General features: G+C 67.8%; 22 protein-coding genes and 1 pseudogene. 13 read left to right on the top strand and 10 right to left on the bottom strand.

All coding sequences use genetic code 11. The features are described 5' to 3' along the window. Window positions 1–123: 123 nt before the first annotated feature. The gene (locus AC5P9I_RS07945) at window positions 124–1098 is read left to right on the top strand and encodes an Lnb N-terminal periplasmic domain-containing protein (RefSeq protein ID WP_049469258.1); all 975 of its coding nucleotides are present in this window, start codon (window positions 124–126) and stop codon (window positions 1096–1098) included. Next, window positions 1098–3119, top strand: coding sequence for an esterase/lipase family protein (locus AC5P9I_RS07940; protein WP_049469260.1), 2022 nt, complete (start codon window positions 1098–1100; stop codon window positions 3117–3119). Before AC5P9I_RS07945 ends, AC5P9I_RS07940 begins: the two co-directional genes overlap by 1 nt. Window positions 3120–3205: 86 nt before the next feature. Here the strand turns inward: AC5P9I_RS07940 and AC5P9I_RS07935 are convergent, their stop codons facing one another. Continuing rightward, a complete protein-coding gene (locus tag AC5P9I_RS07935) occupies window positions 3206–4627 on the bottom strand; it encodes an MFS transporter (RefSeq protein ID WP_049469263.1) in 1422 nt (473 codons plus the stop codon). 29 nt (window positions 4628–4656) lie between these two features. On the opposite strand from AC5P9I_RS07935, the gene soxR reads away from it, so the two are divergent. Continuing rightward, entirely contained in the window at window positions 4657–5091 is a 435-nt protein-coding gene (gene soxR / locus AC5P9I_RS07930) for a redox-sensitive transcriptional activator SoxR (RefSeq protein WP_049469264.1), read from the top strand. Window positions 5092–5159: 68 nt separating this feature from the next. Here the strand turns inward: soxR and AC5P9I_RS07925 are convergent. After that, window positions 5160–5789, bottom strand: a pseudogene (locus AC5P9I_RS07925) (short chain dehydrogenase); the annotation flags it as partial. A 71-nt stretch (window positions 5790–5860) separates the two neighbouring features. Here AC5P9I_RS07925 and AC5P9I_RS07920 point away from each other — a divergent pair. Then, window positions 5861–6736, top strand: coding sequence for a LysR family transcriptional regulator (locus AC5P9I_RS07920; protein ID WP_049469704.1), 876 nt, complete (start codon window positions 5861–5863; stop codon window positions 6734–6736). Between the two features lie 73 nt (window positions 6737–6809). On the opposite strand, the gene proC is transcribed toward AC5P9I_RS07920, so the two are convergent. Continuing rightward, on the bottom strand, window positions 6810–7631 hold the full coding sequence (proC, locus tag AC5P9I_RS07915; protein ID WP_049469702.1) for a pyrroline-5-carboxylate reductase: 822 nt from the start codon (window positions 7629–7631) through the stop codon (window positions 6810–6812). Window positions 7632–7649: 18 nt separating this feature from the next. Further along, window positions 7650–8327, bottom strand: coding sequence for a YggS family pyridoxal phosphate-dependent enzyme (locus AC5P9I_RS07910; RefSeq protein ID WP_049469699.1), 678 nt, complete (start codon window positions 8325–8327; stop codon window positions 7650–7652). 87 nt (window positions 8328–8414) lie between these two features. Between AC5P9I_RS07910 and AC5P9I_RS07905 the strand changes: the two genes are divergently transcribed. The 4 genes from AC5P9I_RS07905 (at window position 8415) to AC5P9I_RS07890 (ending at window position 12553) form a co-directional block, all read left to right on the top strand. Then, on the top strand, window positions 8415–9452 hold the full coding sequence (locus AC5P9I_RS07905; protein WP_004147099.1) for a type IV pilus twitching motility protein PilT: 1038 nt from the start codon (window positions 8415–8417) through the stop codon (window positions 9450–9452). 99 nt (window positions 9453–9551) lie between these two features. After that, complete coding sequence (locus tag AC5P9I_RS07900; RefSeq protein ID WP_014036222.1) at window positions 9552–10694, top strand: PilT/PilU family type 4a pilus ATPase; 1143 nt, start codon at window positions 9552–9554, stop codon at window positions 10692–10694. A gap of 35 nt (window positions 10695–10729) precedes the next feature. Continuing rightward, on the top strand, window positions 10730–11458 hold the full coding sequence (locus AC5P9I_RS07895) for a hypothetical protein (protein ID WP_088476252.1): 729 nt from the start codon (window positions 10730–10732) through the stop codon (window positions 11456–11458). Window positions 11459–11569: 111 nt separating this feature from the next. After that, on the top strand, window positions 11570–12553 hold the full coding sequence (locus tag AC5P9I_RS07890) for an aldo/keto reductase (protein WP_049469693.1): 984 nt from the start codon (window positions 11570–11572) through the stop codon (window positions 12551–12553). Window positions 12554–12595: 42 nt separating this feature from the next. On the opposite strand, the gene AC5P9I_RS07885 is transcribed toward AC5P9I_RS07890, so the two are convergent. Beyond that, complete coding sequence (locus AC5P9I_RS07885) at window positions 12596–13495, bottom strand: LysR family transcriptional regulator (protein WP_049469690.1); 900 nt, start codon at window positions 13493–13495, stop codon at window positions 12596–12598. Between the two features lie 93 nt (window positions 13496–13588). On the opposite strand from AC5P9I_RS07885, the gene AC5P9I_RS07880 reads away from it, so the two are divergent. Next, window positions 13589–13801: a DUF4287 domain-containing protein gene (locus AC5P9I_RS07880; RefSeq protein ID WP_049469688.1), complete on the top strand. Its 213-nt coding sequence runs from the start codon at window positions 13589–13591 to the stop codon at window positions 13799–13801. Between the two features lie 109 nt (window positions 13802–13910). Further along, window positions 13911–14618, top strand: a complete 708-nt coding sequence (locus AC5P9I_RS07875) for a YitT family protein (protein WP_049469684.1) — start codon at window positions 13911–13913, stop codon at window positions 14616–14618. 84 nt (window positions 14619–14702) lie between these two features. Here the strand turns inward: AC5P9I_RS07875 and AC5P9I_RS07870 are convergent, their stop codons facing one another. Then, a complete protein-coding gene (locus tag AC5P9I_RS07870; protein ID WP_049469681.1) occupies window positions 14703–15248 on the bottom strand; it encodes a DNA-3-methyladenine glycosylase I in 546 nt (181 codons plus the stop codon). Window positions 15249–15337: 89 nt separating this feature from the next. Here AC5P9I_RS07870 and AC5P9I_RS07865 point away from each other — a divergent pair, with 89 nt between their 5' ends. From AC5P9I_RS07865 to AC5P9I_RS07855, 3 genes are read left to right on the top strand one after another with little or no spacing between them, the layout of a single operon-like run. Beyond that, window positions 15338–15904 (top strand): YqgE/AlgH family protein, encoded by a 567-nt coding sequence (locus tag AC5P9I_RS07865; protein WP_049469678.1) that lies wholly within the window; start codon window positions 15338–15340, stop codon window positions 15902–15904. Next, on the top strand, window positions 15897–16391 hold the full coding sequence (gene ruvX, locus AC5P9I_RS07860; RefSeq protein ID WP_049469673.1) for a Holliday junction resolvase RuvX: 495 nt from the start codon (window positions 15897–15899) through the stop codon (window positions 16389–16391). Before AC5P9I_RS07865 ends, ruvX begins: the two co-directional genes overlap by 8 nt. Before the next feature lie 16 nt (window positions 16392–16407). Next, complete coding sequence (locus AC5P9I_RS07855) at window positions 16408–17358, top strand: aspartate carbamoyltransferase catalytic subunit (RefSeq protein WP_049469670.1); 951 nt, start codon at window positions 16408–16410, stop codon at window positions 17356–17358. Window positions 17359–17458: 100 nt separating this feature from the next. Here AC5P9I_RS07855 and AC5P9I_RS07850 read toward each other — a convergent pair whose 3' ends face one another. From AC5P9I_RS07850 to mgtE, 4 genes are all read right to left on the bottom strand, one after another. Continuing rightward, complete coding sequence (locus AC5P9I_RS07850) at window positions 17459–17650, bottom strand: hypothetical protein (protein ID WP_187756783.1); 192 nt, start codon at window positions 17648–17650, stop codon at window positions 17459–17461. A gap of 128 nt (window positions 17651–17778) precedes the next feature. Then, window positions 17779–18576: a carboxylesterase family protein gene (locus AC5P9I_RS07845; protein WP_049469664.1), complete on the bottom strand. Its 798-nt coding sequence runs from the start codon at window positions 18574–18576 to the stop codon at window positions 17779–17781. A 70-nt stretch (window positions 18577–18646) separates the two neighbouring features. Further along, window positions 18647–18913: a hypothetical protein gene (locus tag AC5P9I_RS07840; RefSeq protein WP_049469661.1), complete on the bottom strand. Its 267-nt coding sequence runs from the start codon at window positions 18911–18913 to the stop codon at window positions 18647–18649. A gap of 105 nt (window positions 18914–19018) precedes the next feature. Continuing rightward, window positions 19019–20380, bottom strand: coding sequence for a magnesium transporter (gene mgtE / locus AC5P9I_RS07835; protein ID WP_049469658.1), 1362 nt, complete (start codon window positions 20378–20380; stop codon window positions 19019–19021). Between the last annotated feature and the right edge of the window lie 136 nt (window positions 20381–20516).

The following is a 20516-nucleotide window of genomic DNA, read 5'->3' as shown; positions in this document are numbered from 1 at the left end:
GCCCCGCGGTCCCTGAACGGGCCGTAGATGCCACGGTGAACCCGCTTGTGGCTAACTATGCGGCTTCGGGACCGCGACAGGATGCCAGTGAGAGCCGCAGGACGTTGGATGACAGGAAGTGCCATGGCGCTGGCAGCGTTGTGGGTGACCGGGCTGCTGGCCTATCAGGTGCCGGGGCCGGGCTGGCTGGCGACCACCGTGGCCCTGCTGTGGCTGCTGCTGGCGCTGTGGGCCTCGTGGCAGGTCGCGCGTGGCCGCAGCAGCCGTCGGCTCGGCCTGGCGTTCGCGGCATCGCTGGCGCTGGCCGGCCTGTGGTGGCTGTTGCTCACCCCGCGCCAGGACCGGGTCTGGGCCGATGACGTGGCCCAGCGCCTGCATGTGGTGTCCTTCGACGGGCGCCACGTGGTGCTCGACAACGTGCGGGATTTCACCTGGCGCAGCGAAACCGACTACGACGCGCACTGGGTGCGCCGCGCGTACGATCTTGACCAGCTGCGCTCGGCCGACCTGGTGCTGTCGTACTGGATGGGCCCGGCGATCGCTCACACCCTGATCTCGTTCGGTTTCGAGGACGGGCGCCACGTGGTGTTCTCGCTGGAGATCCGCAAGGAACGCGGCGAATCCTTCTCTGCGCTGGGCGGCTTCTTCCGCAAGTTCGAGATGACCCTGGTGGCCTCGGAGGAGACCGACATCATCCGCACCCGCACCAACGCGCGTGGCGAGGATGTCTATCTGTACCGCCTGCACGGCATGGACCAGGCGCAGCTGAAGCAACTGTTCGCCGCGTACATCGCGCAGGCGCGCGAACTGGACGCGAAGCCGGGCTTCTACAACACGCTCACCAGCAACTGCACCACCATCGTCTTCGACCTGGCCCGCCACATCGCGCCGCGCCTGCCGCTGGACTATCGCCTGCTGCTGTCCGGCTACCTGGCCGAATACGCACAGGAGGTCGGCGCGCTCACGCCGGGCGTGCCTTACGCCGAACTGCATGACAAGGGCCGCATCACCCAGCGTGCGCTGGACCTGGGCAGCGGCGACCACTTCTCCACCGTGATCCGCCAGGGCGTGCCCGGCACCGAGCAGGACCCGCAGTAATGACCCGACTCCCCCTGATCCGCTGGCAGCGTGCGCTGCCGGTGTTGTTCGCCGCCATCCTGCTGCTGGGCAGTAGCGGCTGCGCGATGGTCACCGTCAAGCAGGTCAAGTCCAGCGAATCGCTGGTCAACAAGCGTGCCGACGTGCTCAATACCGGCAAGCTCAGCCCGGCCGCGCGCGAGACGCTCAGCGCGGCGGGCCTGGACGAATCGCAATGCGAGAAGGACTTCCTGGTCTGCCGCAGTACGCTGCTGATGACCGATGACCTCAACGTCGAGCAGCGGCTGTCGGCGCTGTCCGAACTGTGGGTGAAGGCCGCACTGGCGCTGACGCCGAAGAAGACTGCCGCCGGTGATCCACCGATGAGCGACGAGGCGCTGGATGCTTGGCTGGAGGCCGCGCGCTACGCGTATGCGTACCTGTTCTACAGCGGCCGCTCGCCGTCCGACCGCGCCTTCGAGGACCGGCAGACGCAGGTGCGCGACTACTACAACTACGCGGCCGAGAAGGCGGCGGTGGTGCTGTTCGTGCGCGCGCGTGCAGCGGCACTGGCGGGCGAGGACTACACGAAGCCGATCTCGGTCGGCAGCTGGTCGCTGGCCTCCAACTACCAGCAGTTGAACCTGAAGAGCATTCCCGCGCAGATGGTGCCGGCCGGTACGGTCAGTTTCGTCGGCCTGCGCAGTACCTATCGCCGCGATGGCTTCGGTGCCGAGCTGGTGATGGTGATGGACCCGCCCAAGCTGGTCGCGCCGGTGATCGCGGGCGATGGGCCGAAGGCGGAAACGGTGGCGGATGCTGACGACAACGAGCGTCGCGGGCGCCGCCATCGGCATGACGATTCGGTGCCGGAATTCAGCGAGATGTCCTCGATCAACGTCACCGCGCTGCTGCGTTTCGAGGGCAGCAGCCTGGACGATGTGATGCGCACGCGCCGGGTCGAGCTGGATGCGTATTCGCCGGAAGCCACCGAGCGCATCAGCCTGCACGGCGAACAGGTGCCGCTGGCGGGCAACTTCACCGCCGCCTACGGCCTGTGGCTGGCACAGAGCGGCTTCGCCCGGCAGTCGCTGCGCACCCTGTTCGGCATGAGTGAAGGCATCGGCGAGCCGCACATCTACCTGATGCAGCCGTGGGATCCGAACCGTCGCATCATCTTCATGCTGCACGGCCTGGCCAGCAGCCCGGAAGCCTGGGTGAACCTGGCCAACGAGATCATGGGCGACCCCGAGCTGCGCCAGCAGTTCCAGGTGTGGCAGGTCTATTACCCGACCAACGCGCCGATTGCCTTGAACCGCTACGAGATCGCCAACGCGTTCAACGATACCCTCAAGCACTTTGACCCCAACGGCAGCACGCGTGCATCGAAGGACATGGTCTACATCGGCCACAGCATGGGTGGCGTGCTGGCGCGCCTGCTGGTCAGCGATTCGGGCGACGTGCTGTGGAACGACCTGCTGGCCAACTATGACCTGAAGGGCGAGCGCCTCAAGCGCGTCCAGAACAAGCTGGGGCCGCTGCTGCACTTCAAGGCGCAGCCGAACGTGGAGCGTGCGATCTTCATCGCCGCCCCGCACCAGGGCACGGACATCGCCGGCAACAAGGTCGGGCGCCTGCTGGGCCGGCTGGTGCGCCTGCCGCTGACCATCCTTGGCAAATTCGAAGATGTGTTCCTGGCATTGGCGCAGGCGGAGCAGCAGGAGGACGGCACCGCCAAACCGAAGATTCCCAACAGCATCGACAACCTCAAGGCCAGCGATCCGTTCGTGAAGGCCGCCGCACAACTGCCGATCGAAACGGGCCTGAAGTACCACTCGATCATCGCCCAGCGCAAGCCGGAGCTGCCGGTGGAGAAGTCCGATGACGGGCTGGTGCCGTACTGGAGCGCGCACCTGCCGGGCGCGCTGTCGGAGAAGGTGATCATTTCCGGCCACAGCGTGCAGGAGACCCCGCAGGCCGTGCTGGAAGTGCGCCGCATCCTGCACCGGGACATCGATGACGTGGGGAGCAGCACCCGGTAATGGCGGCCGTTGGCCGTCAATCCCGGGGAATTCCTCTGCACATGGCGGTTGCCGGCCAGCGGCCGGCACTGCCGTAAAGCGGGTGCCTACACCCGCCGCGCGATCATCGCGGCCATCACCGCCAGGCCGAGGGTGATGGCCAGGCACAGCAGGTAACCGGTGCGTGGCGCGCTGTCCACGAACAGGGCGAACAGTGCACCGGAGGCCGCCAGCGCGGTGGCCACCGACAGGGCCTCGCTCAGCTGCAGCGCAGAGGTGTTGGCGCCCTGCTCATGCGGCGCCGACAGCGACAGGGTCAGCACTGACAGGCTGGCGTAGATCATGCCCATGCCGAAGCCCGTCATCGCCCAGCCGACCAGCGACACCGGCAGCGGCACCGCGCTGAACAGTACCGCCAGTGTTGCGGCAATGCCCACGGTCATCATCGTCGTGCCAGCGCGCAGCAGCTGTTGGCGTGACCAGCCGCGCTGCTGGTGACCCTGCAGCCATGAGCCAGCGAACCAGCCCAGGGCGCCCAGGCTGAGCACCGCACCGGCCCAACTCGGAGAGAGCCCGCGCTCGCGCTGCAGCAGCAGGGGCAGATAGGCCTCGCAGGCGAAGAACGCCGCTGCCGCAATGCCACGCAGCGCGATCACGCTGGGCAGCCCGCGGCGCAGGGTCAACGTTCCGGCCGGCAGCAACCGATGCACGCAGAACAGCAGCGCCAGCATCGCTACGCCGATGCAGAGCAGGGCGGCCAGGCCCTGCTGCTGTCCTCCGACGTAGAGCAGCAACGCCGCCAGCGACGCGCCACTGGCCCAGCGCACCACGTTGCCGCGCCCGGCGCCGTTGCTTGCGGCACCGGTGGCCTGGATGCGGGCCAGTGCCGGGCCCAGCAGCAGTGCCGCGGGAATCGCCAGCAGCGGTACCGCCAGGAAGACCCAGCGCCAGCCCAGATGCTGCACGATCAGCCCGCTCAGCGCCGGGCCGACCAGCGACGGCAGCACCCAGCCTGCTGAGAATGCCGCGAACACCTTCGGTTGCAGGTGCTCCGGGTAGCTGCGGCCGACCATCACGTACAGCGAGACCGAGATCGCGCCCGCGCCCAGGCCCTGCATCAGGCGCCCGGCCACCAGCAGGCCCATGCGCGTGGCCAGGCCGGCCAGCAGCAGGCCGGCCACAAAGCAGGCCAGCCCGTACCAGAGTGGCCGGGCCGGGCCGTGGCGATCGGCCCAGCGACCGGCCAGGGTCATGCCGATCACGCTGGTGGCCAGGGTGCCGCCGAAAGCGAGCGCATACAGGCGCAGGCCGTCGAGTGCCTCGGCTACGGTCGGCATCGCGGCTGCGACGGCCAATGCCTCGAAGGCATGCAGCGCGACCAGCGCGACCATGCCGAGGGTGGTAGCGCGGTAGCGCGCGGACAGGATCGAAGTATCCGGCGGCAGGCCGGCATTGGCGGGTGAAAGCGTTGGCGTCATAGGGGGTAGATGCGGGCCGCGCTTGTCAACGGGCGGCGAAGACAGCAGCATGACATCTCAACCATAGTTGAGGTCAAGCAATGGCATTCCCGGAGCTCAGCGTAGGCGAAGTCTCCCAGCGCAGTGGCGTGGCCGTGTCCGCGCTGCATTTCTACGAGCGCAAGGGGCTGATCAGCAGCCTGCGCACCTCGGGCAACCAGCGCCGTTACAGCCGCGATGTGCTGCGGCGCCTGGCGGTGATCCGCGTGGCGCAGCGTGTCGGCATGCCACTGGAAGCGGTCGGGCGGGCCTTCGAGAGCCTGCCCGAGGGGCGCGCGCCGACCAAGGCCGACTGGGCCAGGCTGTCCGCGCGCTGGCGCACCGAGCTGGACGAGCGCATCCACATGCTGCAGCGGCTGCGCGATGAACTGACCGGCTGCATCGGCTGTGGCTGCCTGTCGCTGCAGCGCTGCCGTCTGGCCAACCCCGGTGACGTCCTCGGCGAACGCGGCGACGGCCCGATGCGCTGGGAATGAAAAAAGGGGACGGAGGGGATTAAGTCGCAAGTGCACAAACGACTTAATCCCCTCCGTCCCCTTTTTTCTTACCAGACCGTGAGGGTCTCTCCGCTCTGAATGCCTTCCACCGCGCGCTGGAAGGCCAGCGCCGCGCGCTGCGCGCTGACCGCTTCGAAACCGGGGAAGTAGGGACCGTAGGCCGCCATCGATTCGATCAGCACGTTCGGGCTGACCACGTTGATGCGCAGGCCGCGCGGCAGCAGTTCCAAAGCGGCGGCGCGCACGAAGCCCTCCAGCGCGGCATTCACCGACGTGGCGTTGACGCCGTCGCGGATGGGCTGGGCGCTGACGATGCCGCTGGTCAGCGTGATCGAGCCGCCGGCGTTGAGGTGATGCTGGGCGGCCAGTGCCAGCCGCACCTGGCCCAGCAGCTTGTCCTGCAGGCCGACGTTGAACTGGGCCGGGGTCATTTCCTGCAGCGGCCCGAAATGCAGCGTGCCTGCGGTCGAGATCACCGCATCGACCGCGCCGGTACGCGCGAACAGTTCGGCGACGCTCGCATCATCGGTCAGGTCCACGCGCAGCTCACCACTGTGGCGGCCGGCAGCGAGGATCTGGTGTTGCTGGCCGAGCTGGCGGGCGACTGCCTTGCCGAGGGTGCCGCTGGCACCGACGAGGAGGATCTTCATGGTCGTTCCTTGCGTGAGGGAGTGAGCGCAGTCTGCGCCGTCACAAGGGGGTTAGGTAAGCGGCGTATGCTTTGCAGATTCCTAACCGTGGATTAGCAATGGATACCCTTCGCTGCATGCAGGCCTTCGTGGCGGTTGCCGAGCGCGGCAGCTTTGCCGCTGCCGCCGAACAGCTGCAGGTGTCGGCGGTGATGGTCGGCAAGTACATCCAGCAGCTGGAGGCGCACCTGGGCACCGCCTTGCTGCAACGGAACACCCGGCGCCAGCGCCTGACCGAAGCCGGCAGCGCCTACCTGGCCGGATGCCGGCAGGTGCTGGAGCAGGTGCAGCAGGCTGAGGCGGACGTGGCCGGGCTGCAGGTGCAGCCGCGCGGCCTGCTGCGGGTCAGCGCGCCGACCACGTGGGGCAGCTGCGTGCTGGCGCCGGTACTGTCCGGACTGCTGCGTGCGCAGCCGTTGCTGAACGTCGAGCTGGACCTGAGCAACCGCCGCGTGGACCTGATCGAGGACGGCTTCGACGTTGCGATCCGGGTCGGGCCGCTGCCGTCGCAGGAGGTGGTGGCGCGTCCACTGCCGCCGTATGCGATGAGCCTGTGCGCAGCGCCGTCCTATCTGCGTCGGCGTGGTACACCGCGTACGCCGGCGGACCTGGCCGGGCATGACTGCCTGAGCCACCTGGCCTGGCGCGGCGGCCATGGCTGGCAGCTGGCCAATGGCGAACAGGTGGATTGGGAGGCGCGGCTGACCTGCAACGACGGCTTCGCGCTGCGCGAAGCTGCGGTGGCCGGGGCGGGTCTGGTGCTGCAGCCGACGGCGTTGCTGGCTGGCGAGATCGCAGCGGGGCGACTGAAGCCGCTGCTGCGCGACTACTTGCCCGAACCGCGGCCGATGCACCTGATCTACCTGCCTGATCGACGCCCGCGCCCGCGTCTGCAGTGCTTCGTCGATTTCGTCATGGCCACGTTGGGGCCGTGATCATCGGGACAGGCGGGGTGGCAGCTGGAGTCAGATCCCTTTCCCTCGGCAAAGGGATCTGGCCCCAGGGCAATCAATCATTCGCTGCAGACAATTCCTGCCCGCGTACCTGCGCGGCGCGCAGTGCCTTGTCCACCAGCGCTTCGAACCCCCCCGCCTGGAAGCGCTCGATCGCGGCCTGGGTGGTGCCGTTCGGCGAGGTCACGCGGCGACGAAGCTCGGCCGGGCTTTCGCCGGCTTCAGCCAGCATCCGCGAGGCGCCCAACAGGGTCTGCACCACCAGCGTGCGTGCGGCGTCGGCGGGCAAGCCCTGGGCGATACCCGCCGCTTCCATCGCTTCGGCCAGCAGGAACACATAGGCCGGTCCGCTGCCGGACACGGCGGTCACCGAATCCATCAGCGCCTCACGATCGATCCACACGGTGCGGCCGGCACTGGCCAGCACCTGTTCGGCCTGCGCGTGCTGCTGCGCATCCACCGACGACGTGGCGTACAGGCCGGTCACACCGGCGCCGAGCAGGGCCGGCGTATTGGGCATTGCCCGCACCACCGGCAGGTTGCCACCCAGCCACCGCTCCAGCTGCGCACTGGTGATGCCGGCGGCGATCGACACCACCAGCGGCCGGTTCGCCTGGGCCAGCGCCTGCAGCGACTGGCAGACCTCGCGCAGTACCTGCGGCTTCACTGCCAGCAGCCAGGTGCCGCCCTGCGCGGCCGCATCGATTGCGTTGTCGTGCACCTGCACGCCGAAGTCGGCAGCCAGCGACTCGCGCAGGGCGGCCACCGGTTCGGCCACATGGATGTGCGCGGCCGGCACGCCCTGGCGGATCAGGCCGGCGATCAGGCTGCGCGCCATGTTGCCGCCGCCGATGAAGGTGATGGAATCAGCTGCCATGGAACTCTCCTTGCAAGATCAGGCCGGGCGCGGGCGCGCGCCGAACAGGGCGGTGCCGATGCGCACCAGGGTGGCGCCCTCGGCGATGGCGTCGGCGTAGTCGCTGCTCATGCCCATCGACAGCGTGTCGACCTGCGCGTGCTGGGCGGCCAGTGAGTGGAAAAGTGTGCGCATGCGCACGAATGCATCGCGGCGACGCTCGGCCTCGGGCCATGGCGCGGGAATCGCCATCAGGCCACGCAGGCGCAGGCGGGGCTCAGCGGCAATCGCGGCGGCCAATGCCTCGACGTCCTCCGGCGCACAGCCGTGCTTGCTGGATTCGTCGTCGATGTTGACCTGGATCAGCACGTTCAGCGGGCCGCGTGCGGCCGGGCGATGGCGCGCCAGCGCAGCCACCAGCTTGGGCCGGTCCACGCTCTGCACCCAGTCGAAATGGCTGGCCACTGCCTCGGCCTTGTTCGACTGCAGGTGCCCGATCAGGTGCCACTCCAGCGCCAGGTGCTGCAGCGCCTGCATCTTCGCCAGCGCTTCCTGCACATAGTTCTCGCCGAAGGCCTGCTGGCCCTGCGCGGCCAGCGCGGCCACGGCCTCGGCCGGTTGGGTCTTGGAAACCGCCAGCAGGCGCGGATCAGGCCGGCCGGCCGCCTCGGCGGCGGCATGCAGGTTGCTCAGGATCTGGGGCAGGGGAGTGGCCACGTAACGCGTTCCGTTGAATCAGGAGGCTATACTGCCGCCCGGGGAAAGATCCTTCCAGTCGAAGCCGTTATTGGGGAGTAGCCGCTCATGGATATCGCCGAACTGCTGGCGTTTTCCGTAAAGAACAAAGCGTCCGACCTGCACCTGTCCGCAGGCCTGCCGCCGATGATCCGCGTGGACGGCGACGTTCGCCGGATCAACATCCCGGCCCTGGACCACAAGCAGGTCCATGCGCTGGTGTACGACATCATGTCCGACAAGCAGCGCCGCGATTACGAGGAATTCCTCGAAGTGGACTTCTCCTTCGAGATCCCGTCGCTGGCGCGCTTCCGTGTGAACGCGTTCAACCAGAACCGTGGCGCCGGTGCGGTGTTCCGTACCATTCCGTCCGAGGTGCTCACCCTCGAGGACCTGGCCTGCCCGCCGCTGTTCCGTGAAGTGATCCAGCAGCCGCAGGGCCTGATCCTGGTGACCGGCCCGACCGGTTCGGGCAAGTCGACCACGCTGGCGGCGATGATCGACTACATCAACAAGAACGAATACGGCCACATCCTCACCGTCGAGGATCCGATCGAATTCGTGCACACCTCGCAGAAGTGCCTGATCAACCAGCGCGAAGTGCACCGCGATACGCATGGCTTCAACGAAGCGCTGCGCTCGGCACTGCGCGAGGACCCGGACATCATCCTGGTCGGCGAACTTCGCGACCTGGAAACCATCCGCCTGGCGCTGACCGCCGCGGAAACCGGCCACCTGGTGTTCGGCACCCTGCACACCAGCTCGGCGGCCAAGACCATCGACCGCATCATCGACGTGTTCCCGGCCGGCGAAAAGCCGATGGTGCGCTCGATGCTGTCCGAGTCGCTGCGTGCGGTGATCTCGCAGGCGCTGCTGAAGAAGGTTGGCGGCGGTCGTACCGCAGCGTGGGAAATCATGGTCGGCACCCCGGCCATCCGCAACCTGATCCGCGAGGACAAGGTGGCGCAGATGTACTCGGCCATCCAGACCGGCCAGCAGTACGGCATGATGACCCTGGACCAGCATCTGCAGGACCTGGTCAAGCGCAGCCTGATCACCCGCAACCAGGCCCGCGAGTACGCCAAGGACAAGCGCCTGTTCGAGTAAGGCGGGACAACCACGGGCGGCGTGCACCTGTGCGGCGCCGTCCCCGTGCCGTTTCCTCCACCGACCGTTTCCTGGTACATGCCCTCTTGGGAGCCCGCCGTGAACAGCACCGCGACCACCATCGATTTCACTTCGTTCCTCAAGCTGATGGCGCACCAGCGCGCCTCGGACCTGTTCATCACGGCCGGCATGCCGCCGGCGATGAAGGTCAACGGCAAGATCTCGCCGATCACCCAGACCCCACTGACGCCGCAGCAGAGCCGCGACCTGGTCCTCAACGTGATGACCCCGGCGCAGCGCGAGGAATTCGAGAAGACCCACGAATGCAACTTCGCCATCGGCCTGTCCGGTGTCGGCCGCTTCCGTGTCAGCTGCTTCTACCAGCGCAACCAGGTCGGCATGGTGCTGCGTCGCATCGAGACGCGCATTCCGACCGTGGAAGAGCTGAGCCTGCCGCCGATCATCAAGACGCTGGCGATGACCAAGCGCGGCATCATCCTGTTCGTCGGCGCCACCGGTACCGGTAAATCGACCTCGCTGGCGGCGATGATCGGCTACCGCAACCAGAACTCGACCGGCCACATCATCACCATCGAGGACCCGATCGAATTCGTGCACAAGCACGAGGGCTGCATCATCACCCAGCGCGAGGTCGGCATCGATACCGACAGCTGGGAAGCCGCGCTGAAGAACACCCTGCGCCAGGCGCCGGACGTGATCATGATCGGCGAGGTGCGTACCCGCGAAGGCATGGACCACGCCATCGCGTTCGCTGAAACCGGCCACCTGGTGCTGTGCACCCTGCATGCCAACAACGCCAACCAGGCGATGGACCGCATCGTCAACTTCTTCCCGGAAGACCGCCGCAACCAGCTGCTGATGGACCTGTCGCTGAACCTCAAGGGCGTGGTCGCGCAGCAGCTGGTGCCGTCCCCCGATGGTCGCTCGCGCAAGGTGGCGATGGAGATCCTGCTCGGCACGCCGCTGGTGCAGGACTACATCCGCGACGGCGAGATCCACAAGCTGAAGGAAGTGATGAAGGACTCGGTCCAGCTGGGCATGAAGACCTTCGACCAGAGCCTGTTCGAGCTGTACCAGGCCGGCGAGATCAGCTACGAGGACGCGCTGCGCTACGCCGACTCGCAGAACGAGGTGCGCCTGCGCATCAAGCTCAGCCAGGGCGGCGACGCGCGCACCCTGTCGCAGGGACTGGATGGCGTGGAGATCTCGGAGATCCGTTGACCGGACGGGCGCCTGCGGGCGCCCGCTGCTCCGGGATGACCGCGGCGCCGGATGCACGCCCGCGTGAACCTGCCAGGGAGGCCTGCATGCGTGTGACTACGAGCGTGATACTGGCCATCGCCGTGCTGCTGCAGGCCGGTTGTGCCCGTACCCCCGAACCGGCAGCCGCGGCCGAGGGCTGCGACGATCCACAGGCGCATGCCTGGTATCTGCTGCCACCGCCTGCACAGCGGCGTAGCAGGGGCTCGCTTCCGTTCCTCGATTTCACCGGGTTTGCGAGGGCATCCTACAGAGACGCGTTGCGGGATCTCGATGGCTTGCCGGAGCCGTCGTTCCGCTGTGGCAGCGTGCCGGTCCAGGCGTATCGCTTCGTCTGGCATACCCCATTCTTCCGTGGCGTGGTAGTACGCGCGCAGCGCAATGCAGCGGGCCACGCGTGGATCGTCGGGCGCAGTGCGCGCGATTTCGAGATTCCTGGATCGTTACCCGGAAGCCCAGCCACCGTCATCAAGGGTGGCGCGTGCGCTCCACCGCGCGCGCTGAGTGCGCAGGAATGGAACGCCATCGCCGCCGCGTTTGCGCTGTTGCAGGGCGAAGATTCGAGCGCTGGGCTTGATGGCTCATCGTGGATGTTCGAGTCCGTGGTGGACGGCGAGCAGCGTTGGTTCGCACGATGGGTGCCGCGGGATCCGGCGTTCCGCAACACCGGCAGGATGATGGTGGAACTGGCGGGTTGCACTGACACCCTGAAGGGCATGGAGTGACGGGCACCACAGGCGATTGATGAATTCCGGTCATGACCGACTGCGGCCGGGCTGGCTCAATCCAGCGCCACGACAGGCGTATCGTCAGCACTCCCCCTCTGGAGCACGACGATGCAGACACGCGAACTGGGCCGCAGCGGCCTGAAGGTTTCCGCCCTCGGCCTGGGCTGCATGGGCCTGACCCATGCCTACGGCCAGCCGGTCGAGCAGAGCCAGGGTGTGGCCCTGCTGGAGGCCGCCGTCGAGCGCGGCGTGACCTTCTTCGATACCGCCGAGGTGTACGGCCCGTACACCAACGAAGATCTGCTCGGCCGGGCGCTGGCGCCCCACCGCGACAGGCTGGTGATTGCCACCAAGTTCGGATTCAAGGGCGCGCGCACCGATGACGGCCTGGACAGCCGCCCCGAGAACATCCGCGCCGTCGCCGAAGCCAGCCTCAAGCGCCTGCGCACCGACCATATCGACCTGTTCTACCAGCACCGCGTCGACCCGAACGTGCCGATCGAGGATGTGGCCGGCACCGTGCGCGACCTGATCGCCGAAGGCAAGGTCGGCCACTTCGGGCTGTCCGAGGCGAGCGCTGCCACCGTGCGTCGCGCGCATGCGGTGCAGCCGGTCGCCGCCGTGCAGAGTGAGTATTCGCTGTGGTGGCGCGAGCCGGAGCGTGAACTGCTGCCGACGCTGCAGGAGCTGGGCATCGGCTTCGTGCCATTCAGCCCGCTTGGCCGCGGCTTCCTCACCGGCACGATCAACGCCGACACCACCTTCGACGCCAACGATTTCCGTAACAGCGTGCCGCGTTTCGAAGTGGAGGCGCGCCGCGCCAACCAGGCGCTGGTGGATCGCATCAGTACGATCGCGGCAGCACGGGGCGCGACGCCGGCGCAGGTGGCGCTGGCCTGGCTGCTGGCACAGGCGCCGTGGATCGTGCCGATCCCGGGCACCACCAAGGTTCATCGCCTGGAAGAAAACCTGGGCGCGGTCGACCTGCAGCTGGCGCCGGAAGAACTGCAGCGCATCGCGCAGGCGCTGGACGAGGTGTCGATCGTTGGCGAGCGCTACAACGCGCAGCGTGCGGCGCAGGCCAAGGGTTGATCGCCAGGTGGGTGCGGACCGTTGGTCCGCACTCCCTGACCCTCACCCCTGCATAGGCCCGCGCAGCGCATCCAGCACCGTGCGCATCGCCACGGTCACGTGGCGGCGCGACGGGTAGTAGGCGTAGTAGCCATCGAAGTGCGGGCACCAGTCATCCAGCACCGACTGCAGTCGCCCATCGGCCAGCATTGGCTGCACCTGGTCCTCCGGCAACCACGCCAGTCCACTGCCGGCCAGGGCTGCGGCGCGGGTCATGCCCATGGTGTTGAAGGTCCACTGGCCGCTCACGCGCACGCTCAGTTCGTTGCCGTCCTGGCCGAAATCCCACGGCATCAACCCGCCGTGCGTGGGCAGGCGCAGGGTCACGCAGTTGTGGTCGGCCAGCTCGTGCGGATGCCGTGGCGCCACGTGCTGGCGGAAGTAGCGGGGCGCGCCGACCACGCGCATGCGCAGCGGCGGGCTGATCGGCACCGCGATCATGTCGCGCGCCAGCCGCTCGCCGAGGCGGATGCCGATGTCATAACGTTCGGCCACGATATCGGCCAGCCCGTAATCGGCGGCCAGTTCCACTTTCAGCTCCGGATACTGCTGCAGGAGGGGCGCGAGCCGTGGCCAGGCAATGTACTCGGCCGCATGGCCGGTGGCATTGATGCGGATGGTGCCGGCCGGGCGCTCGCGGTACTCGGCCAGCGCGGCCAGGCCGTCCTCGATCTCGGCCAGGCGTGGGCCAAGGGTGTCGAGCAGGCGCGCGCCGGCTTCGGTGGTCGATACGCTGCGGGTGGTGCGGGTCAGCAGGCGCACGCCAAGGCGCTGTTCCAGGCCGCGCATGGCATGGCTGAGCGCGGACTGGGACACGCCCAGCTGGGCGGCGGCCTTGGTGAAGCTGCCCTCGCGGGCGACGTGGACGAAGGCCTGCAGGTCGTTGAGGTTTTCACGGGGCATGCAGGGATGATACGGCTCCCGGATTGAACGGATCTGTCGATTTCCGGATCCCCGGCTCGTCGTAACGGTACATCCAACGCAAGGAGCTTTCGCATGAGCGCTGACACCAAGCCCAAGGGCCCGGCCTCCTACTTCCCCTCCATCGAGAGGACCTATGGGCAACCGGTGGCGCGCTGGCTGGGGCTGCTGGCGGGACAGACGGGCCTGAAACACATGGAACTGGTCAGCTTCCTGAAAAGTGAGCATGGGCTGGGCCATGGCCATGCGAACGCGCTGGTGGCGCACCATCTGGCCGGCAGGGGCTGAGCCGCGCCGGAGCGGGCACAGTGGGGCGCATTCAGCTGAACGATTTCATCTGCAACTGTCATGCAGATCGTGTCTAATACCGCTCCCCACCTGCTGTTCCCCCACCCGCATGTCCCTTCCTTCCCATGGCCCCGCGCCGTGCGACGACGCTGACGGCCACCTGGTCACCGCTGGTCCGCTGACCCCTCCGCCCGACAGTGCCGGCACCACCGCCGATGAGAAAGCGCTGCGTCACTCGATCGCCGAGGACGTGCAGGGCATGGTGCTGGCCACGATGGTGGCCTCGCTGGGCCTGGCCATCTTCGCCAAGGGGGGGCTGATGATCGGCGGCATGGCCGGCCTGGCGTTCCTGCTGCACTACGCGATGGGCTGGAACTTCGGCCTGGTGTTCGTGCTGGTCAACCTGCCGTTCTACTGGGTGGCGCTGCGGCGCATGGGCTGGGAATTCACCCTGAAGACCTTTGCTGCGGTCACCGCCTGTGGCGTGCTGACCGACCTGTTGCCGCGCTGGATCGACTTCTCGCACATCAACCCACTGTATTCGGCGATCGTCGGTGGCGCGCTGTCGGGCCTGGGCATCCTGTTCTTCATCCGCCATCGTGCCAGCCTCGGCGGCATCGGCATCCTGGCGGTGTACCTGCAGCGCACCCGTGGCTGGAGCGCGGGCAAGGTGCAGATGTCCTACGACGCCTGCCTGATGGTGGCCGCGTTCTTCGTGCTGTCGCCGTCGAAGGTGCTGTACTCGGCCATCGGCGCGGTGGTGCTCAGCCTGGTGCTGATGTTCAACCATCGCCCCGGCCGCTACATGGGCGTGTGACGATCCGACGGCAGTGCCGGCCACTGGTCGGCAACCCCGGAACGCCGCGGGTGATGACGCCGGGCCATGCCCGGCGGATATCCATCAGCGCGCGGTGGCCTGCAACCAGGGCGGTGACAGTGTCAGCAGCCGCGCATGCACCGGGCAATCTGCGGCGTGCGCGCCGGGCAGGTAGCCCAGGCTCATCAGGAACTCGCCGGTGATCTCGCCGCCGGTGAAGCGGAATGTCTTCTTGAACAGCTTCACCCAGTCGGCCTTGCTGCGCGGATGATGTGCGTCCAGCCACCCCGCGAAGCTGCCATGGCTGGCCCGCAGCTGCTGGATCACCTGCGCGTTGTGGATCGCCGCCAGCACCTTCAGGCGGTTGCGGATGATGCCCGGGTCCGACAGCAGGCGTTCGATGTCCTGCTCGGCATACGCCGCCACGCGGTCCACCTCGAAGCCGTCGTAGGCCGCGCGGAAGCCCTCGCGCTTCTTCAGGATCGTTTCCCAGCTGAGCCCGGCCTGGTTGATTTCCAGCACCAGCCGCTCGAACAGCTCGCGCTCGTCGCGCTGCGGAAAGCCGTATTCGTTGGCGTGGTAGTCGTCGTGCACCGGATGGCCCGGGGCGATGAGGCAGTAACCGGACACGTCGAACTCCTGCGCGGGGGGAGGTCATTATGCGCGCCGTGACCGCCGGGTGGAGGCGCCCGGCGCGCCCAGCCGCTAGAATGTCAGCCATGCCTGTAACGCCGACCTCCCTTGCCGATCACCTGCTCGTCGCGCTGCCGTCGCTGCTCGACGCGACCTTTGCCCGCAGTGTCGCGCTGATCTGCCAGCACGACGAGAACGGGGCGATGGGCGTGCTGGTCAACCAGCCGTCCGAGTACACGCTGGGCGAAGTGCTCGCGCAGATGGACATCGCCACCGGCGATGGTGAGCTGCAGGCGCGCATGGTGCTCAACGGCGGCCCGGTGCATCCCGAACGTGGCTTCGTCATCCATGACGATGCAAGGGCGTGGGACTCCAGCCTGATCGTCGGCGAAGGGCTGTACCTGACCACCTCGCGCGACATCCTCGAAGCGATGGCGCGCGGCGAAGGCCCGGCCAACGCCGTGGTTACCCTCGGCTGTGCCGGTTGGGGGGCAGGCCAGCTGGAAACCGAGCTGGCCGAGAACAGCTGGCTGACCGTACCGGCCGATGCCGAGCTGGTGTTCCAGCTGCCGCTGGAACAGCGCTGGCAGGGAGCGGCCTCGCGCATCGGCGTCGACCTGTTCCGGCTGACCGACTACAGCGGCCATGTCTGAGCCGACCACGCCCGCGGCGGCGCCTCCGGCTCCGGCCATCCGCCGCGACGGCACGGTCCTGGGATTTGATGTCGGCTCGCGCCGGATCGGCGTGGCCATCGGCAGTGCCTTCGCCGCGCATGCGCGCGCAGTGGCCGTGGTCGATGTGCACGGCAACGGCCCGGACTGGACCGCGATCGAGCGCCTGCTCAAGGAATGGAAGCCCGACGGCCTGGTGGTCGGCGATCCGCTGACGCTGGATGGCCAGGACCAGCCCAACCGCAAGCGCGCGCAGGGCTTTGCCCGCCAGCTGCGGGAACGCTTCAAGCTGCCGGTGGTGATGATCGACGAGCGTTCCAGCTCGGTCGAGGCCGCGCGCCGCTTCGCCGTCGAGCGCGCTGAAGGGCGCAAGCGCCGCCGCGATGCGGCCGCCCTCGATGCCGTGGCCGCGGCGGTGATCATCGACCGCTGGCTGTCGTCGCCGGACGACGCCACCCCCATTCCCTGACTGCACGACTCCCGCCATGACCGCCCAGCAAATCGATGCCTCCGGACGCCTGCGCCACCTGCTGACCCTGGAGGGCCTGCCGCGCGAAACCCTGCTGCAACTGCTTGATCGGGCCGGACAGATCCGCGATGCCGCGGTCGGCCGTGTTGGCAACAAGCGCCACGTGCTGGCCGGCTCGGCGGTGTGCACGCTGTTCTTCGAGCCGTCCACGCGCACCCGCAGCTCGTTCCAGCTGGCCGCACAGCGCCTGGGCGCCGACGTGCTGAACTTCGATGCGTCGACGTCGTCTACCCGCAAGGGCGAAACCGCCTGCGACACGCTGCGCAACCTGGAAGCAATGGGCGTACGCGGCTTCGTGGTACGCCATCCCGATGATGGCGCCGTGGCCGCACTGGCCGAGGCGGCGGGCGAGGGCACTGCACTGATCAACGCCGGTGACGGCCGCAGTTCGCACCCGACCCAGGGCCTGCTGGACATGCTGACCCTGCGCCAGGCCAAGGGCGCGGATTTCTCGAAGTTGAAGGTCGTGATCGTCGGCGACGTGAAGCACTCGCGCGTGGCCCGCACCGACCTGCATGCGCTGCGTACGCTGGGCGTGGGCGAGATCCGCGTCTGCGGCCCGCAGTCGCTGCTGCCGGATGACGAGACCCTGAAGGGCTGCGTGGTCGGCGATGACTTCGACGCGATGCTCGAAGGCGTCGACGCGCTGATGATGCTGCGCCTGCAGCGCGAGCGCATGGAGGAAGGCCTGGTGCCGTCGCTGGAGCAGTACCACGCCCAGTACGGCCTGACCCGCGAGCGCCTGGCCCGCGCCGGCAAGGACGCTGCAGTGCTGCACCCGGGCCCGATCAACCGCGGCGTGGAAGTCACCGACGACGTGGCCGACGGCCCGCAGTCGTGGGTGCTGCGCCAGGTCGCCAACGGCGTCGCCGTGCGCATGGCCGTGCTGGAAACCCTGCTGGGCTGACCCGCCTTGGCAGGTACCAATCTTGGTTGGCACTGCCGTTGGGGTGGGTGCCAACCTTGGTTGGCACTGGCCTACCCGGGCGAAGGTGATTTCCCGATGTTCAGGGAACATGCGCCCGCCCATGCTCTTCTGCATGAACAGCACCCGTCTCCTGCCAGGCCGTCATTCCAGTATCGGCCAGAGCTACATCCTCACCACGAACGTGCATGGCCGGGCGGCTCTGTTCGCCAATGATGCCGTTGCGGTTACCGCCATGCAGGACCAGCGTCTGGATCTGGAAGGTCTGACCCATGAATCGCTGTTCCGGCACGCAATGCATGTGATGGCGAATCCCCAGGGCGGGCAGATAGTGCCCAACCAAGGTTGGCACCCACCGAAAGCAGGTTCCAACCTTGGTGGGCAACCACCGGACGTCGTGGTTCAGCGCTTCTGCGCGAACAGCCAGTCCCACATCGCCGGGTCGGCGTAGGTGGCATCCCAGGCGTTGTGGTTGCCGTCCGGATATTCGGTGTAGCGCACGTCGCGTGCGTTGGCGCTCTGGAATGCGGCGTGCAGCCGGCGGTCGTCATCCGGCGGCACCACGTCATCCAGCGCACCGTGGAAGATCCAGATCGGCGTGCCTCTCAGGCGCTGGGCGATGGCCGCATACGGATCGGCTTCATGGGCCACCCGTTCGACGAACAGGGTCGGGCGCACCGCGCGCGGCGCCAGCACCGCGCCGCACACGGGCACGATCGCGGCGAAGCGCCCGGGGTCATCCAGCGCGATGTTCCAGCTGCCGTAGCCGCCCATCGACATTCCGGTCAGGTACTGCCGTGAGGGATCGGCACCGAACTCGGCGATGGTGGCGTCCAGGGCGGCCAGCGCGACGCGGTTGTTGCGCCCGCTCCATTCCTCGTGGCCCGGCACCTGCGGGAATACGGCCAATGCGGGGAAGTCGGCCGCGTGCCTGCGCAGGTGCGGCCCGAGCCCCGCATGGGTCTGCTTGACACCGTCGCCGCCACGCTCGCCGGATCCATGCAGGAACAGCACCACCGGCAGTGCGCCAGGCGTGCGCGCCGCGGTTGCCGGAATGAACACCTGGTAATAGGCGGTACGCCCATCCACTTTCACTGCACGCGATTCGAAGCGGCCGCGCGCGCTGTCCGGCTGCGAGGCGCAGCCCGCCATCATCAGGATCGCCAGCATCGGCAGCCAGCGCATCATCCTACGGACCATCGGCGTTCCAGAAGCGGTGGGTTCAGCCGCATCGTAGTCCGCGCAGGTCAACGTGGCATCGTGCGCTGCGTCACTGCGGCCGCGGCACGCTGGCGATGATGGCCAGCTGCTCCTGTGCCTCGGCGTTGCCCTCGGCGGCGGCGGCCTGCACCTGCGCCAGGTCCGGGTGCAGCACCACCAGCAACGGGTTTTCGCAGACCGGGCAGGCGTACTCGGTCGCGTCCTCGTCCAATTCCATCTCCATGGCGCGCGAACTGCCCTTCCATTCGCAGGCCGGGCAGGTGTGCTGCTGGTCGCGCCAGCCGGGCTGGAAATAGTTTTCGATCGTGGTGGCCATGGGGGTCCAGTTGGAATCGGGTCAGAGCCCCGCGCAGCGGAGATCCGACCCCGGGTTTTGGCGTGGGTCGGAGCTCCGCGTTGCGGGGATCCGGCCCGGCAGGGATCAGTGCAGCAGCACCAGCGTGGCCAGGCCGAGGAAGGTGAAGAAGCCCATCGAGTCGGTCACGGCGGTCAGGAAGATGCCACTGGCCAGTGCCGGGTCGAAGCCAAAGCGTTTCAGGGTCAGCGGCACCAGCACGCCGGCCAGTGCGGCGAACAGCAGGTTGCAGGTCAGCGCGATGGCGATCACCGCCGACAGCCCGGGCGAGTGGAACCAGACCAGCACGATCATGCCCAGGATCGAGCCCAGCAGCAGGCCATTGAGCGCGGCCACCCGCACTTCCTTCCACAGCAGCGTGCGCGCGTTGGAGGCGCCCACCTGGCCCAGCGCCAGGCCGCGCACCATCAGCGCCAGCACCTGGGTGCCGGCATTGCCACCCAGGCCCGCCACGATCGGCATCAGCACGGCCAGCGCCACCAGCTTGTCGATCGTGCCTTCGAAGTGGCCGACCACGCTGGAGGCCAGGAAGGCCGTGCACAGGTTCACCGACAGCCACATCAGGCGGCGGCGCATCGCGCGCCAGACCGGACTGAACATGTCCTCGTCCTCGTCCAGGCCGGCGGCGCCCAGCGCCTGATGCTCGGCCTGGCCACGGATGATGTCGACCACGTCATCGATGGTGATGCGACCGACCAGGATGTTGTTCTCATCCACCACCGGGGCGGAAATCCAGTCGTGGTCGGAAAACTGGCGGGCGACCTCCTGGTCGCTCTCGCCGACGTCGATGGCCGGCTGCTCGTCATCGATCAGGCGGTTGATCGGGGTGGTGTCCTCGTGGGTCACCAGGGCCGCCAGCGACACCCGGCCGAGGTATTGATGGCGCCGGCTGACCACGAACAGGTGGTCGGTGTGGTCGGGCAGTTCGCCGCGCAGGCGCAGGTAGCGCAGCACCACGTCGACGTTGACGTCGGCGCGCACGGTCACCACGTCCGGGTTCATCAGGCGGCCGGCGCTGTCCTCGGGATAGGACAGCACCTGTTCCAGGCGCTCGCGGTTCTCGCGGTCCATCGACTTGAGGACTTCGTCGATGACCGTATCCGGCAGGTCTTCGACCAGGTCGGCCAGATCGTCGATGTCCAGGTCTTCGACCGCGGCGATGATTTCGTCCGGGTCCATGTCCGCGAGCAGGCTTTCGCGCACGTCGTCGCCGACGTGGACCAGCACCTCGCCGTCATCGTCCGGATCCACCAGGCCCCACACCACTTCGCGCTTGCCCGGCGGCAGCGATTCAAGCAGGTTGCCGATCTCGGCCGGGGCCAGGGTATTGACCAGCCGACGCACCGGGCCCAGCCGGCCGCTGTCCAGTGCATCGGACAACATCCGCAGTTGGCGCGCAGTCTTGTCGTGGCGTACGGCTTCAGCCATCGCAGCTCCCGCGGGATAAGAAAAGCCGCGATCCCGGCAAGGATGCGGCAACAGGGGTGTTCAGCGCGTCATTATCGCAAGGGGATGTTTCAGCGCATAGCCGCCGGGTGGCGGTAGTGCCGTCCGCTGGCCGGCT

It is taken from the genome of Stenotrophomonas sp. YJH_SMC_29, assembly GCF_059371235.1.
Note: the sequence above shows the minus strand (reverse complement) of the source record. Positions and strands in the feature narration are given on the sequence as shown.